A 13158-nucleotide genomic window follows, 5' to 3' on the forward strand; every position below is an offset into this window, starting at 1 on the left:
GCCTGCAACTGCAGGTTATGCGCCAAGGGCGCCGGTTGTCGAGCGCGCGCCGCCCTACGTGTGGGCGCCGTAGCGGGCGAGGAACATGTCCACCGCCGCGCCGGAAACCCGGCGAATATCCTCCTCGGAGGCACCATCACTGACGCCGCACAGACGGCGCGCGAACAGATCGCTCTTGCACAGCTCGATCAGCTGGTTCGCGGCCATGTCCATGTCATCGATCCTCAGCGCGCCGCGCTGCACGTAGCAGTCCAGGATCGCGCCCAGCCGCTGGCGCAACATGCGCGGTCCCGAAGCGTAGAACCTCTCGCCAAGCTCGGGAAAGCGGTGACTTTCCGCGACGCAGATGCGATAGATCTGAAGCCCGAAATCCGACAGGAAAAAGCGTGTGATGCGGTCGGAAAGGTCGCGCAGGGCCGTCTCGACAGGGGCGTCGGGGGCGATGTCGGCCATCGCGGCACTGGCCTGGCCATCACATTCGATGCGCGCGACCTCGGAAAAAAGCAGCCGTTTGTCCGTAAAATAGCTGTAAAGCGTGGCCTTGGACACGCCCGCTGCGCGCGCGATGTCATCGACATTGGCCCCATCAAAGCCGTCGCGCATGAAGACCTCGCGCGCGCCTTCCAGCACCTGATCGAACTTGCGCCCTTTTCGGATAGCGCCGGTGACTGCCGCCATGTGCCTGCCTCAAGATTTTTCGCTACCCTAGTGCCTGGACCCCTTGGGACGCAAGCAGGCGCGATTGACGCCGCCAGCCCGCCTGCTAACAAGTGGCATGGCCGCGATTTTCATCCAGACCCTTCCCTTCTTCATGATCATCGCGCTGGGATATGGCGCGGGCCGTAGTGGTTTCTTCACACCGCAGGCGACAGCCTATCTGACGAAATTCGTGTTCTACTTTGCGCTGTCGGCCATGCTCTTGCGGTTTTCGGCCAATCTGGGCCTGCGCGAGGTCTTTGATCTGCCCTTCGTGCTGGCCTATCTGTGCGGCTCGATCGTGGTCTATGCGCTGGCCACAGGCGTGGCATGGCTGCGCGGCATCCGCGCCGAGGAGGCCGCCGTCGAGGCGCAATGCGCGGTGATCGGCAATGTCGGCTTTCTCGGCATCCCCATGCTGGCGATGCTGATGGGCGAGGCGGCGATCGCATCGGTGATGCTGGTCCTGGCGATTGATCTGATCGTCTTTGGCGCGCTGATCGTGGTGGTCATCACCGGCACCCGCGACGGGCGCATGCGGCCGGCTGTGCTGGGGGTTGTGGGCCTTGGCCTGCTCAAGAACCCGATGATCGTCTCGATCGTGCTGGGCCTGACGTGGTCGGCGCTGCAATGGCCGATCCCCGGCCCGGTCAACGAGTTTCTCATCATCCTCGGCGGCGCGGCGACCCCCGGCGCGCTTTTTGCCATCGGCGCCTCACTGGCCGGCAAATCGGCCGAGCGCCCGACCGTGGCGGGCTGGCTGAGCTTCTGCAAGCTGGTGCTGCACCCCGCCGCTGTCGCCATCGCCGCGCTGCTGATCTTTGACGTGGCGCCCTATGCCGCTGCCGTGATGATTGCCGCCGCCGCCCTGCCGGTGGCGGGAAATGTCTACATGCTGGCGCAGCATTACGGCGTTGCGCCGCAGCGGGTGTCGACCTCGATCCTGATCTCGACCGTTCTGGCCGCGATCACGGTCTCGCTTGTGATCGGCTGGGTGCAGCCGCTCTACCGATAATGGGATCTTTCCTGCGACCTTGCCGGAAGTGTCCCCGAACAAGCACTTTCTTTTAGCCGTTTCACCCTCGGCAACCGCCTGTTAAGCATACCCGTGAAACAAGCCTGCCAAGAGGAGCGCCGCCATGGAAACGAAATCGGAAAACGCCTGTTTCGGGGGTATTCAGGGCGTCTATACCCACGCCTCCGAGGCGACGGGCACCGATATGACATTCGGTCTTTTTCTGCCTGCCGAGGCGCGGGACGGCCCCGTGCCCGTGCTGTGGTATCTGTCGGGCCTGACCTGCACGCATGAGAACGCCATGACCAAGGCGGGCGCCCAGGGCTGGGCCGCCGAGCAGGGCATCGCGCTGGTCTTTCCCGACACGTCGCCGCGCGGCGAGGGCGTGGCTGACGACGAAGCCTTCGACATGGGCCAAGGCGCGGGGTTCTACCTGAATGCAACCGAGGCGCCCTGGGCCGAACACTTCCAGATGCGCGACTACATCACCGAGGATCTGACCGCGCTGCTGGCCGCCGAATTCCCGCTGGACATGGAGCGGCAGTCGATCACCGGGCATTCCATGGGCGGACACGGCGCGCTGACACTGGCGATGAGCCTGCCGGGCCGCTTTCGCAGCGTTTCGGCCTTCTCGCCGATCTGCAACCCCACCGCCAGCGACTGGGGCCGCAAGCAGTTCACCGGCTATCTGGGCACGGATGAGGCCACATGGGCCGCGCATGACGCGAGCCTTTTGATGGCGGAGAAGGGGTTTGACGGGCCGATACTGGTCGATACCGGCACGACCGATCAGTTCCTCGATCTGCTGATGCCCGAGACGCTGGCCAGCGCCGCCGCAAAGCGCCGCCAGCAGTGCATTCTGCGCATGCAGCCCGGCTACGACCACAGCTATTTCTTTGTCTCCTCCTTCATGGAGGATCACGTGACATTCCACGCAGAGGCGCTTTATGCAGGATAAAAGGGCGATGCAGCACGACCGTCCGGATCATTACGACCTGATCATCATCGGCTCGGGTCCTGCCGGGCGGGCAGCCGCCATCCAGGCCGGCAAGCTCAATCGCCGCGTTCTGGTGATCGACCGCAAGGATCGCCTCGGGGGCGTATCGGCCCATACCGGCACGATACCGTCCAAGACCCTGCGCGAGACGGTGTTGAACCTGTCGGGGTGGCGCGAGCGCAGTTTTTACGGGCGCTCCTACCGGGTCAAGGACGACATCGGCGCCGAGGATCTTCAGCAGCGTCTGACCAAGACCGTCGATTACGAGGTCGACGTGCTGGAGCATCAGTTCAATCGCAACCACGTGGAAACGCTGTTTGGACTGGCCTGCTTTACCGGGCCGAACGAGGTCGAGGTGCAGGTGGATGCGGGCCAGACCGCGCGGCTGACGGCAGACAAGTTCCTGATCGCCACGGGCACCAAGACCTACCGCCCCGATAGCTGCCCCTTCAACGGCACGACCGTGCTGGACAGCGACGAATTCCTCAAGATCGACGCGATCCCGCGCAGCCTGACGGTGATCGGCGCGGGCGTGATCGGGGTGGAATACGCGACGATGTTTGCCGCCCTCGATGTGCGCGTGACCCTGATCGAGCCGCGCGAGACTTTCCTCGACTTCATCGACAACGGCATTATCGACGATTTCACCCACCAGATCCGCGAGAACGGCGTCGATCTGCGCCTCGGCTCGCCGATCGCAACGATTGAGGACGCGGGCCGTCACGTCGAGGTCACGCTCGAGAATGGGCGACATGTGCGCAGTGACATGCTGCTCTTTGCCGCCGGACGCATGGGGGCGACGTCCAGGCTTGGGCTCAAGAATGCAGGGCTTGAGACCGACAATCGCGGACGGCTTGAGGTTGACCGCAAGACCTACCAGACATCAGTGCCGCATATCTATGCCGCAGGCGATGTCATCGGCCATCCCAGCCTCGCCTCCACCTCGTTGCAGCAGGGGCGCATCGCGGCGTGCCACGCGCTTGAAACGCCCACCTTGCCCGAAAGCCCCTGGTTTCCCTACGGCATCTATTCCGTCCCCGAGATCAGCACCTGCGGCATGTCCGAAGAAGAGATGAACGAGCGCGGCATCCCCTATGAGGTCGGCGTCGCGCGGTTTCGCGAAACGTCGCGCGGGCACATCATGGGGCTGGAGCACGGCATGCTGAAGATGCTGTTCAGCCTCAAGACGCGGCGCGTGCTGGGTGTGCAGATCGTCGGCGAGGGCGCGACCGAGCTTATTCACATCGCGCAGGCAGTGCTGAACCTGAAAGGCACGGTGGATTACTTCGTCCAGAATACATTCAACTACCCGACGCTGGCCGAGGCCTACAAGATCGCAGGGCTCGATGCGTTCAACCGCATGCCCATCCCCGAGGAATACAAGGTCGGCCGCAAGGCTCGCACAAAGGCGGACGCGCCATGACACGCGCCCGGTTTCCATTCGGAAAACGCTGCGGCGAAGCACTGTTTTCCGCGCGGCGCTGCGCGCGGTGATCTATGTCGATGCAGATGCCTGCCCCGTCAAGGACGAGGCGATCCGCGTCGGCACGCGGCATGACCTGATGGTCTATATCGTCTCGAACGGAGGACTGCGCCCCTCGCCCCACCCCTTGGTCGAAACCATCATTGTGCCCGACGGGCCGGACATCGCCGACATGTGGATCGCCGAGCGCGCGACGAAAGGCGATGTCGTCATCACCGGCGATATTCCCCTGGCGGCCAAATGCGTCGAGGCGGGCGCGCTGGTGCTCAAGCACAATGGCGAGCCGCTGAGAGCGGCCAATATCGGCAACGTGCTGGCCACGCGCGACCTGATGACGGATTTGCGGGCCGCCGACCCCTTTCGCCAGGGAGGCGGCAAGGGGTTTACAAAGACCGATCGCTCGCGCTTTCTGGACGCGCTGGAGCGGGCCGTCAGGCAGGCCAGCAAGACAGCCCCCTGATAGGCCCTTTCCCGTTGAGCCAAACAAGATGAGCCTTGCCCGATGAAACACGCCCCATGAATACGATTGCCGTACCGGCCAACAACATGATCGGCGCGCTCTGCGCGATCGCGGCGATCCTGTGCTTTTCCTTTGTCGATCTCGGGATCAAGCTGCTCAGCGATGATTACGCGCTGCATCAGGTCGTTCTGTTGCGCTCGCTGGTCAGCCTTGTGGTTTTCCTTGGCCTCATCATGCCCTTCAGCGGCGGCTGGCGCGTCTTTCGCACGCGGCGCCCCGGCGCGCACCTTTTGCGCGGCAGCTTTATCGTCTGCGCCAATGTCTGCCTCTTTCTGGGCCTTGCTGCGATGCCCATCGCGGATGCGGTCGCCATCTTCTTCATCTCGCCGCTGGCCATCGCGGTCATGTCGGTGATCTTTCTCAAGGAGACGGTCGGCCCGCGCCGCTGGATCGCCATCCTCGTCGGGCTGATCGGCGTTCTCATGATCGTGCAGCCGGGCACCGACGCGTTCCAGTTCGCCTCGCTGCTGCCGGCGATTGCCGCCGTGCTCTATGGTGCGATGCATATGGTCACGCGCAAGATCCGCAACACCGAAAGCGCCGCGACCATGACAATCTATGTCATTTTCACCTTCCTCGTCTCAAGCGCGATCATCGGCTTCTTTCTCAGCGATGGGCGCTATGAGCCGGACGTGCATCCGGCGCTCTCGTTCCTCGTGCGCGCATGGGCGCCGCTCGACGGCTATGCGCTTTGGGTGATCGTCATGCTGGGCGTGGCGGGTGTGGGCGGCAGCTGGCTCATCACGCAGGCCTACCGGCTAAGCGAGGCCGCCTTCGCCGCGCCGTTCGAATATGTGGCGATGCCCATCGCGATCTTCTGGGGCGCTGTCTTCTTTGACACATGGCCCACGCTGAACGCCTGGATCGGGATCGCGCTGATCCTCGGTTCGGGCCTCTACATGCTCTGGCGCGAGCATCGCAAGAAGGCGGTGCGGCCCGTTCCGCGCTATCGCCGATGACCCCGCAGGCCGTCATCTTCGACATCGGCAACGTCCTGATCGAATGGCAACCCGAGCGCTATTTTGACGGCGCCGTCGGGCCTGAGCGCCGCCGCGCGATGTTTCAAGCCGTGGACATATCCGCCATGATGGAACGCATCGATGCCGGTGCGGATTTCTCGCAAGAGGCCGTGCGCACCGGTGCCGCACATCCCGATTTCGCACCCGAGCTCCTGCATTTTCGTGATCGCTGGTGCCAGATCGCCCAGCCCGCCATCGCGCATTCCGTCCGCCTGATGCAGGCGCTGAGGGCGCGCGGCATCCCGGTCTTTGCGCTTTCGAATTTCGGCGCGCAGAACTTCCCGCTCAGCGCCGCGCAATTCCCGTTCCTGCGCCAGTTCGACAGGGCCTATATCTCGGGTCAGATGGGCCTGATCAAGCCTGATCCGGCCATATATGCCGCGGTTGAGGCCGATTGCGGCCTGCCGCCGGGGGCGTTGCTCTTTACCGATGACCGCGCCGACAACATCGCCGCTGCTGCTGCACGCGGCTGGCAGGTGCATCACTTCAAGGAGGCGGCAGGGCTGGCCGATTGCCTGGTGCGCGCCCGCCTTCTCGGCCCGCAGGAGGCGGTGTGACAAACCTGCTCCTCATCCTCGCCGGTGTCGCAGCCGTCATCGCCGCCGCGCCCTTCCTGCGCGAGGCGGCGCGCCCGGCAATGTCGCGCCGCGCCCGCCGCGCCGCGCCCGGCCAGTTCGCCGACCTGCCACAGGGGCGCGTGCATTTCCGCTGGTCAGGCCCCGAGGATGGCCCCGTCGCGGTCTGCGTTCACGGTCTGACGACGCCCTCCTTCGTCTGGGATCGCATCGCCGAGACGCTTGGCCAGATGGGCTACCGTGTGCTCGTCTATGACCTTTACGGGCGCGGCTATTCCGACCGTCCGCACGGGGCGCAGGATGTGGACTTCTTCTGCCGACAGTTATCGGACCTTCTGGCAGACCAAAACGTCGAGAGCGACATCACCCTCCTTGGCTACTCGATGGGCGGCATGATCGCGCCCGGCTTTGCCGCCGCGCATCCCAGCCGGGTCTGCCAGCTGGTTCTTCTGGCCCCGGCGGGCGTCGGCCATGATCTGGGGCCCGCCTCGCGGCTGATCGCACGGACCGGGCTCATCGGCTCATGGGCAATGCTGTCGGTCTATGGCCGCTCGATGCGCCGCGCGCTCGAGGCCGAGCGCGGGCAGAGGTCAGGCGTGCCCGGCATCGTCGACATGCAGATTGCGCAGTTGCGTTACCGTGGCTTCCTGCCCGCGGTGCTGGCGTCCCTTCGCGGCGCGCTGGATGAGGATAGCGAGGCGGCGCACCGTGCGGTGAGCGCCGCGAGCATCCCGACCTTTGTTGTGTGGGGCGAAGTCGACGAGGTGATCCCGGTGGCAGGCCGCGAGACCCTCGCCGGCTGGAACCCATCGGCCCGGCAGCACGTAGTGCCCGGCGCAGGCCATGCCCTGCCCTACAGCCATGACACAGAGGTCGCGGCACTGCTGCGCCAGCATCTTGCGCCTTAGGCCCGGATCAGCCTCTCGCCCTTGAGCCGCAGATGCAGCTCGGTGCGGTGCGCTTACTCCTTGCGGTCATCGGCCAACGCGTCCAGCTTGGCCTCCATCGCAGCCAGCCGCGCCAGAACGTCGTCGCGATAGGTATTGGTGCTCGCCTCATTTTCCGAGTGATGCGCATCCTGCATAGAGTTGACGATCAAACCGACCAGCAAGTTGACCACGGCAAAGGTCGTGACGAGGATGAAGGGCAGGAAAAACGCCCATGCCCAAGGATGAACCTCCATCACCGGGCGCACGATGCCCATGGACCACGACTCCAGCGTCATGATCTGGAACAGCGAATAGCCCGACCGGCCCAGCGTGCCGAACCATTCAGGGAAATCGGCGCCAAAAAGCTTGGTTGCGATGACCGCGGCGATGTAGAAGATGATCGCCATCAGCAAGAAGACCGACCCCATACCCGGCAGCGCGGTGACAAAACCCTCGACGACCCGGCGCAGGCGCGGCGCCACCGAAATGACGCGCAAAACCCGCAGAATGCGCAGCGCTCGCAGCGCCGACAGCGCCTGTCCGGTCGGAACCAGTGCGACCGCCACAATCACCAGATCAAAGATGCTCCACCCGTCGCGGAAAAACCGCCCGCCCCGCGCATAAAGCTTCAGCGCGATTTCCGCTACAAAGAAGGCAAGGCAGGCCCTGTCCAGCGCAACGATCGCTGAACCGAACTGCGACATGATCGGGTCTGACGTCTCCATCCCGAGGATAATCGCGTTGAAAATGATGACCCCGATGATCACCTGCCGGACCGCGGCCCGCGACAAGAATGCGTCCAACTTCGCGCGCGTGTCCATCAACTCACCTTGCCCCGTCATTCATTATTAAATTTACGCAAAATGGGCGGCCCCTGCGCGCCGCCCTTCTTTTCTTCTTCCTCCAAATATCCACTCGGTTGAAATCTGCAAGATTTCAACCGTCGCTGCGCGCAGCGCAAATGGTGAAAATGCGCGCCGCAGGCGCACCTTTCAGCAGATCATCGCCTAGCCGACGGCAATCATCTCGGATTGGCGGACGATGACCTCGGCCTGCTTGATGCTGGCGATGTCGACAAGGCGGCCCTTGTAAACGGTCGCGCCCTCGCCATTGGCTTTCGCCGTCTCCATCGCGGCCAGGATCTCGCGCGCCTCGGCGACAGCCTCATCCGTTGGGGTGAAGACCTCGTTGGCCAATGCAATCTGCTTGGGGTGGATCGCCCATTTGCCCACCATACCCAGCGTGGCCGAGCGCAGGGCCTGCGCGCGAAAGCCGTCGTCATCCGAGAAATCCCCGAACGGGCCGTCGACAGGCAGCAATCCATGGGTGCGGCAGGCCGCGACGATGGCCGCTTGCGCCCAGTGCCAAGGGTCGGACCAATGCTTGGTTCCCTCGCGGATCATGTAGTAATTCTCCTGCGTGCCGCCGATCCCGGTCGTGGCCATGCCCATCGAGGCCGCGAAATCGGCAGCCCCGAGGCTCATCGCCTGCAAGCGCGGGCTGGCGGCGGCGATTTCCTCGACGTGGGCGATGCCAGCCGCGCTCTCGATGATGACCTCGAAGGTGATCGGCTTGGTGCGGCCCTGCGCGCGCTCGACCGCCGTGACCAGCGCATCGACGGCATAGACATCCGCCGCGCAGCCCACTTTGGGAATCATGATCTGGTCCAGCCGATCACCCGCCTGCCCCAGCAGGTCGACCACATCGCGATACCACCAGCCGGTATCAAGCCCGTTGATCCGCACGCTGAGGTATTTGGTGCCCCAATCGACCGCATTGATGGCCTCGATCGTCTGCTTGCGCGCCAGATCCTTGTCGTTGGGGCCAACCGAGTCCTCAAGGTCGATATTGATCACATCCGCCGCGCTTGCCGCCATCTTTTCAAAGAGCTTGGCGTTCGATCCCGGCCCAAAAAGCTGGCAGCGATTGGGACGGGCGGGCGCGGGCGGCTGCAAGCGGAAGCTCATGGGGTAGACCTTTCTGAGTAACGAAGTTGCGCGATCAATCACCCAACCGGTATGAAATTACGCGCCCCGCCGCAAGGCGATTATGCAGTTGCAGCATGACCTGCCTGATGAACTGCGAGGTTTTCGGGTGAACACCCCGCGTGATATGCGCTAAGCAGAGGCAAACGCCGATTCCGCGCGCCGCCAAAGGACATACCATGATCGAGACCCCATATCTTCTGTTTCTGGGCGATGCGCCCGACATGCTGGCCGCCAAGGTTGCCATCGGCATTCGCGACTGGCGCCCCGAAAACGCGGTGGGCCAGTTCCGCCTGCCCGGCTGCGGCGCCGATCTGGGCCTGACGGAAATGACCCTGCTCGAGGCCAAGGCGGCGGGCGCGAAAACGCTGGTGATCGGCGTTGCCAACCGCGGTGGCATCATCAGCCAGGCGTGGAAAAAAGTGCTGGTCGCAGCGCTGGAAGAGGGCTTTGATCTGGCCTCGGGCCTGCACAACCTTTTGCGCGACGAGCCGGACCTCGTGGCCGTGGCCAAGGCAACGGGGCGCACCTTGCATGATGTGCGTATTCCCAGCGTCAAATACCCCATCGCCAATGGCGAGAAGCGGACCGGCAAGCGCTGCCTTGCCGTCGGCACCGACTGTTCGGTCGGCAAGATGTATACGGCCATGGCGATGGAGCGCGACATGACCGCGCGCGGGATGAAGGCGACCTTCCGCGCCACCGGCCAGACCGGCATCCTGATCACCGGCGGCGGTGTCCCGCTCGATGCCGTGATCGCCGATTTCATGGCCGGCTCAATCGAGTATCTGACGCCGGACAATGACGCCGATCATTGGGACATGATCGAAGGCCAAGGCAGCCTTTTCCACGTCTCCTACTCCGGCGTGACGCTGGCGCTGATCCATGGCGGCCAGCCCGATGCTCTGATCCTCTGCCACGAGCCCACGCGCAGTCATATGCGCGGCCTGCCGGGGTATTCCCTGCCGTCGCTCGAGCAGCTGCGCGATACCGCGCTGCCACTGGCGCAGGTCGGCAATCCCCAGTGCAAGGTGGTCGGCATCTCGATCAACACACAGCACATGGGCGACGCGGACGCACGCGCCTATCTGGCCGAGATATCGCAGCAAATGGGTCTGCCCGCGACCGACCCCTACCGCTATGGCGCAGATGTGCTGGTGGATGCGCTGGCGGCGGTCTGATCCGGGCGTCCGGCGCAGGCAGGCCCCGCCGGATTTTGAGTATTTTCAGAACAATGAAAGGCGAGGGTGCATGCAGGTATCGGTAACGCGTGATGTGTTCAAACTGGCGCAGGTCTTTACCATCAGCCGCGGCTCGCGCACCGAGGCCGAGGTGCTGACGGTAAGCGTCAGCGACGGTGATCACACCGGGCGCGGCGAATGCGTTCCCTATGCGCGTTACGGCGAGACATTGGAGTCGGTGACCGCGCAAATCGAGGGTGCCGAGGTGACGGACCGCGCTGCACTGATGGGTCTGCCGGCGGGCGCGGCCCGCAATGCGCTGGATTGCGCGCTGTGGGATCTGGAGGCCAAGCGCGCCGGGCGGCGCGTCTGGGACTTGGCAGGTTTGGCCACGCCGGGGCCCGAGATCACCGCCTATACCCTGTCGCTGGACACGCCCGAGGCGATGCGGGCCAAGGCGGCACAGAATGCGCACCGCCCCCTTTTGAAGATCAAGCTGGGCACACCCGATGACATGGCGCGCCTCGAGGCGGTCCGCGCGGGTGCGCCCAAATCGACGATCATCGTCGATGCCAATGAGGGTTGGAGCGCCGAGATATATGCCGACCTTGCGCCGCATTTGCTGCGCCTTGGCGTCGCACTGGTCGAACAGCCCTTGCCTGCGGGCGAGGACGACGCGCTTCTGGGCGTCGCACGCCCCCTGCCCGTCTGCGCCGACGAAAGTTGCCATGATCGCGCCAGCCTCGCGGCGCTCAAGGGCAAGTACGACGTGGTGAACATCAAACTGGACAAGACCGGCGGGCTGACCGAGGCGCTTGAGCTGCGCCGCGAAGCACTGGCGGAAGGCTATCGCGTGATGGTCGGCTGCATGATCGGGTCCAGCTTGGGTATGGCGCCGGCAACCCTCGTCGCGCAAGGCGCGATGGTGACGGACCTTGACGGCCCTCTCCTTCTGGCCGAGGACCGGGACACACCGCTGATATTTGACGGCGCCGGGGTGCACCCCCCCGCGCCAGAGCTATGGGGATAAAGACGATGCGCACTGTTTATGTAAATGGCGAGTACCTGCCCGAGACCGAGGCTAGGGTTTCGATCTTTGACCGGGGCTTTCTCATGGCCGATGGCGTCTATGAGGTGGTCTGTGTTCTGGGCGGCAAGCTGGTGGATTTCGAAGGCCACATGGTCCGCCTCGATCGCTCGCTGAGCGAGCTGGACATGACGCGGCCGAGCGCGCGTGATGATCTGCTCGAGATCCACCGCGAGCTGGTCACGCGCAACACCCTCGATCAGGGGCTGATTTACCTTCAGGTCACACGGGGCAACCCCGGCGACCGTGATTTCAATTTCCCACCCAAAGAGACCGAGCCGACGGTTGTCCTCTTCACCCAAGACATGCCGAGCCTGATGGACAACCCCAAGGCAAAGCGCGGCGCGCGCGTCATCTCAGTGCCCGACTTGCGCTGGGGCCGCCGCGACATCAAGACAGTGCAACTGCTCTACCCGTCGATGGCCAAAACGATGGCACAGGCCGCGGGCGTCGACGATGCCTGGATGGTCGAGGATGGCCATGTCACCGAGGGGACATCCAACAACGCCTACATCATCAAGAACGGCCGCATCATCACCCGTGCCCTCAGCAATGACATTCTGCACGGCATCACCCGCGCTGCCGTCTTGCGCTTTGCCCGCGAGGCACAGATGGAGGTCGAGGAGCGCAGCTTTACCATCGAGGAGGCCAAGGATGCGGACGAGGCGTTCGTCACCTCGGCCAGCGCCTTCGTCACACCCGTGGTGGAGCTGGACGGCGCCGCAATCGGCACCGGGATGCCCGGCCCGATCGCCGCGCGCCTGCGCGAAATCTACATCGACGAAAGCCTCAAGGTCGCCGTCTAAAGCGTTTCGCCTTTAACCTGAGATATCAGCAAAAGGCGAAACGCTTTAGGCCCTGCGCAACTCATAATTCTGGCGCCAGGCTTCATCTTGGCAAAAATACTCATCTCGGACCGCTCCCCCACCGGGGCGGTCCGATTGCGGTTTCAGCGCTTTTTCTCTACGTTTTCCGCAAAGGCCGTCTTGAATGTGTCCTGCTGGCTGGCGGTCGCGTCGGTCTGATGCGCAGCCTTCCACTCGTCCATGGTCATGCCGTAGAAGGCCTCGCGCGCCTCATCCTTGGACATCTCGATGCCGCGCGCGTTCGCGGCTTCCTGATACCAGCGGCTCAGGCAGTTGCGGCAGAACCCGGTCAGGTTCATCATGTCGATATTCTGCACATCCGGGCGCTCTTGCATCAGGTGGTGGCGCAGGGCGCGAAAGGCGGCGGCCTCCAGCTCGATTTGGGTCTGCTCGTCCATTCTCATTCTCCTCATTCAGCCTCGCTCAATCGTCGGGCGGCAGTACACGCTTGGCATAGGCGGGGTCCAGATCGGCAACATCCACCGACAGGCTGTGCACATGCGGCATCTGGGCCTCGAGCACACGCAAGATCACTTGTGCCAAGTCGGATCTGGTATCCGCATCCCGCCCCGGCAAGAGGCGCAGCGTGGCATGGGCAAAGCTCTGCCCGCGCGTTCCCAGCAGATGGGCGCCCGCCGCGCAGCTGCGCAGCTTCAGCGTCTCGGGCCGGGTGATCGACGGATGGGCCGCCAGCGCGGCAAACAGAGCATCACATAGCGCACTGAGTCCCTCCGGATCGGCCGCGTCCGGCGAATGCTCGATGATGACATGCGGCATGGTTTACCCCCTTCTTGCCAGATGGCAG

15 protein-coding genes are annotated in these 13158 nt (G+C 64.0%); 10 read left to right on the top strand and 5 right to left on the bottom strand.

Annotated features, from left to right (window positions below; translation table 11 throughout):
* Positions 1-54: 54 nt before the first annotated feature.
* Positions 55-678 carry a TetR/AcrR family transcriptional regulator gene (locus tag V8352_RS13110; RefSeq protein WP_336424746.1) on the bottom strand — a complete coding sequence of 208 codons (624 nt, stop codon included), beginning with the start codon at positions 676-678 and terminating at the stop codon, positions 55-57.
* Positions 679-775: 97 nt separating this feature from the next.
* Here V8352_RS13110 and V8352_RS13115 point away from each other — a divergent pair, with 97 nt between their 5' ends.
* From V8352_RS13115 to V8352_RS13145, 7 genes are all read left to right on the top strand, one after another.
* Complete coding sequence (locus tag V8352_RS13115; protein ID WP_336424747.1) at positions 776-1711, top strand: AEC family transporter; 936 nt, start codon at positions 776-778, stop codon at positions 1709-1711.
* A gap of 124 nt (positions 1712-1835) precedes the next feature.
* Positions 1836-2669: an S-formylglutathione hydrolase gene (fghA, locus tag V8352_RS13120; protein WP_336424748.1), complete on the top strand. Its 834-nt coding sequence runs from the start codon at positions 1836-1838 to the stop codon at positions 2667-2669.
* A gap of 7 nt (positions 2670-2676) precedes the next feature.
* Complete coding sequence (gene sthA, locus V8352_RS13125) at positions 2677-4131, top strand: Si-specific NAD(P)(+) transhydrogenase (protein WP_336424749.1); 1455 nt, start codon at positions 2677-2679, stop codon at positions 4129-4131.
* 67 nt (positions 4132-4198) lie between these two features.
* Positions 4199-4651, top strand: coding sequence for a YaiI/YqxD family protein (locus V8352_RS13130; RefSeq protein ID WP_336424750.1), 453 nt, complete (start codon positions 4199-4201; stop codon positions 4649-4651).
* Between the two features lie 56 nt (positions 4652-4707).
* Positions 4708-5670: a DMT family transporter gene (locus tag V8352_RS13135; protein ID WP_336424751.1), complete on the top strand. Its 963-nt coding sequence runs from the start codon at positions 4708-4710 to the stop codon at positions 5668-5670.
* Positions 5667-6287 (top strand): HAD family hydrolase, encoded by a 621-nt coding sequence (locus tag V8352_RS13140; protein WP_336424752.1) that lies wholly within the window; start codon positions 5667-5669, stop codon positions 6285-6287. Before V8352_RS13135 ends, V8352_RS13140 begins: the two co-directional genes overlap by 4 nt.
* The gene (locus V8352_RS13145; protein WP_336424753.1) at positions 6284-7213 is read left to right on the top strand and encodes an alpha/beta fold hydrolase; all 930 of its coding nucleotides are present in this window, start codon (positions 6284-6286) and stop codon (positions 7211-7213) included. Before V8352_RS13140 ends, V8352_RS13145 begins: the two co-directional genes overlap by 4 nt.
* Before the next feature lie 53 nt (positions 7214-7266).
* Here the strand turns inward: V8352_RS13145 and V8352_RS13150 are convergent, their stop codons facing one another.
* Both V8352_RS13150 and V8352_RS13155 read right to left on the bottom strand, forming a co-directional pair.
* On the bottom strand, positions 7267-8055 hold the full coding sequence (locus V8352_RS13150; protein ID WP_336424787.1) for an ion transporter: 789 nt from the start codon (positions 8053-8055) through the stop codon (positions 7267-7269).
* Positions 8056-8241: 186 nt separating this feature from the next.
* The gene (locus tag V8352_RS13155) at positions 8242-9201 is read right to left on the bottom strand and encodes an L-malyl-CoA/beta-methylmalyl-CoA lyase (protein ID WP_336424754.1); all 960 of its coding nucleotides are present in this window, start codon (positions 9199-9201) and stop codon (positions 8242-8244) included.
* A 197-nt stretch (positions 9202-9398) separates the two neighbouring features.
* Here V8352_RS13155 and dgcN point away from each other — a divergent pair, with 197 nt between their 5' ends.
* The 3 genes from dgcN (at position 9399) to V8352_RS13170 (ending at position 12293) form a co-directional block, all read left to right on the top strand.
* Positions 9399-10400: an N-acetyltransferase DgcN gene (gene dgcN / locus V8352_RS13160; protein WP_336424755.1), complete on the top strand. Its 1002-nt coding sequence runs from the start codon at positions 9399-9401 to the stop codon at positions 10398-10400.
* Positions 10401-10470: 70 nt separating this feature from the next.
* Positions 10471-11430: an N-acetyl-D-Glu racemase DgcA gene (gene dgcA, locus V8352_RS13165; RefSeq protein ID WP_336424756.1), complete on the top strand. Its 960-nt coding sequence runs from the start codon at positions 10471-10473 to the stop codon at positions 11428-11430.
* Positions 11431-11435: 5 nt separating this feature from the next.
* Complete coding sequence (locus tag V8352_RS13170) at positions 11436-12293, top strand: D-amino-acid transaminase (RefSeq protein ID WP_336424757.1); 858 nt, start codon at positions 11436-11438, stop codon at positions 12291-12293.
* A gap of 143 nt (positions 12294-12436) precedes the next feature.
* On the opposite strand, the gene V8352_RS13175 is transcribed toward V8352_RS13170, so the two are convergent.
* Both V8352_RS13175 and V8352_RS13180 read right to left on the bottom strand, forming a co-directional pair.
* Positions 12437-12751: a DUF1244 domain-containing protein gene (locus tag V8352_RS13175; RefSeq protein ID WP_336424758.1), complete on the bottom strand. Its 315-nt coding sequence runs from the start codon at positions 12749-12751 to the stop codon at positions 12437-12439.
* 25 nt (positions 12752-12776) lie between these two features.
* Positions 12777-13130: a 5-carboxymethyl-2-hydroxymuconate Delta-isomerase gene (locus tag V8352_RS13180; protein ID WP_336424759.1), complete on the bottom strand. Its 354-nt coding sequence runs from the start codon at positions 13128-13130 to the stop codon at positions 12777-12779.
* Positions 13131-13158: the final 28 nt, after the last annotated feature.

The sequence above is a fragment of the Roseovarius sp. D0-M9 genome, assembly GCF_037083805.1.
GTDB lineage: Bacteria > Pseudomonadota > Alphaproteobacteria > Rhodobacterales > Rhodobacteraceae > Roseovarius.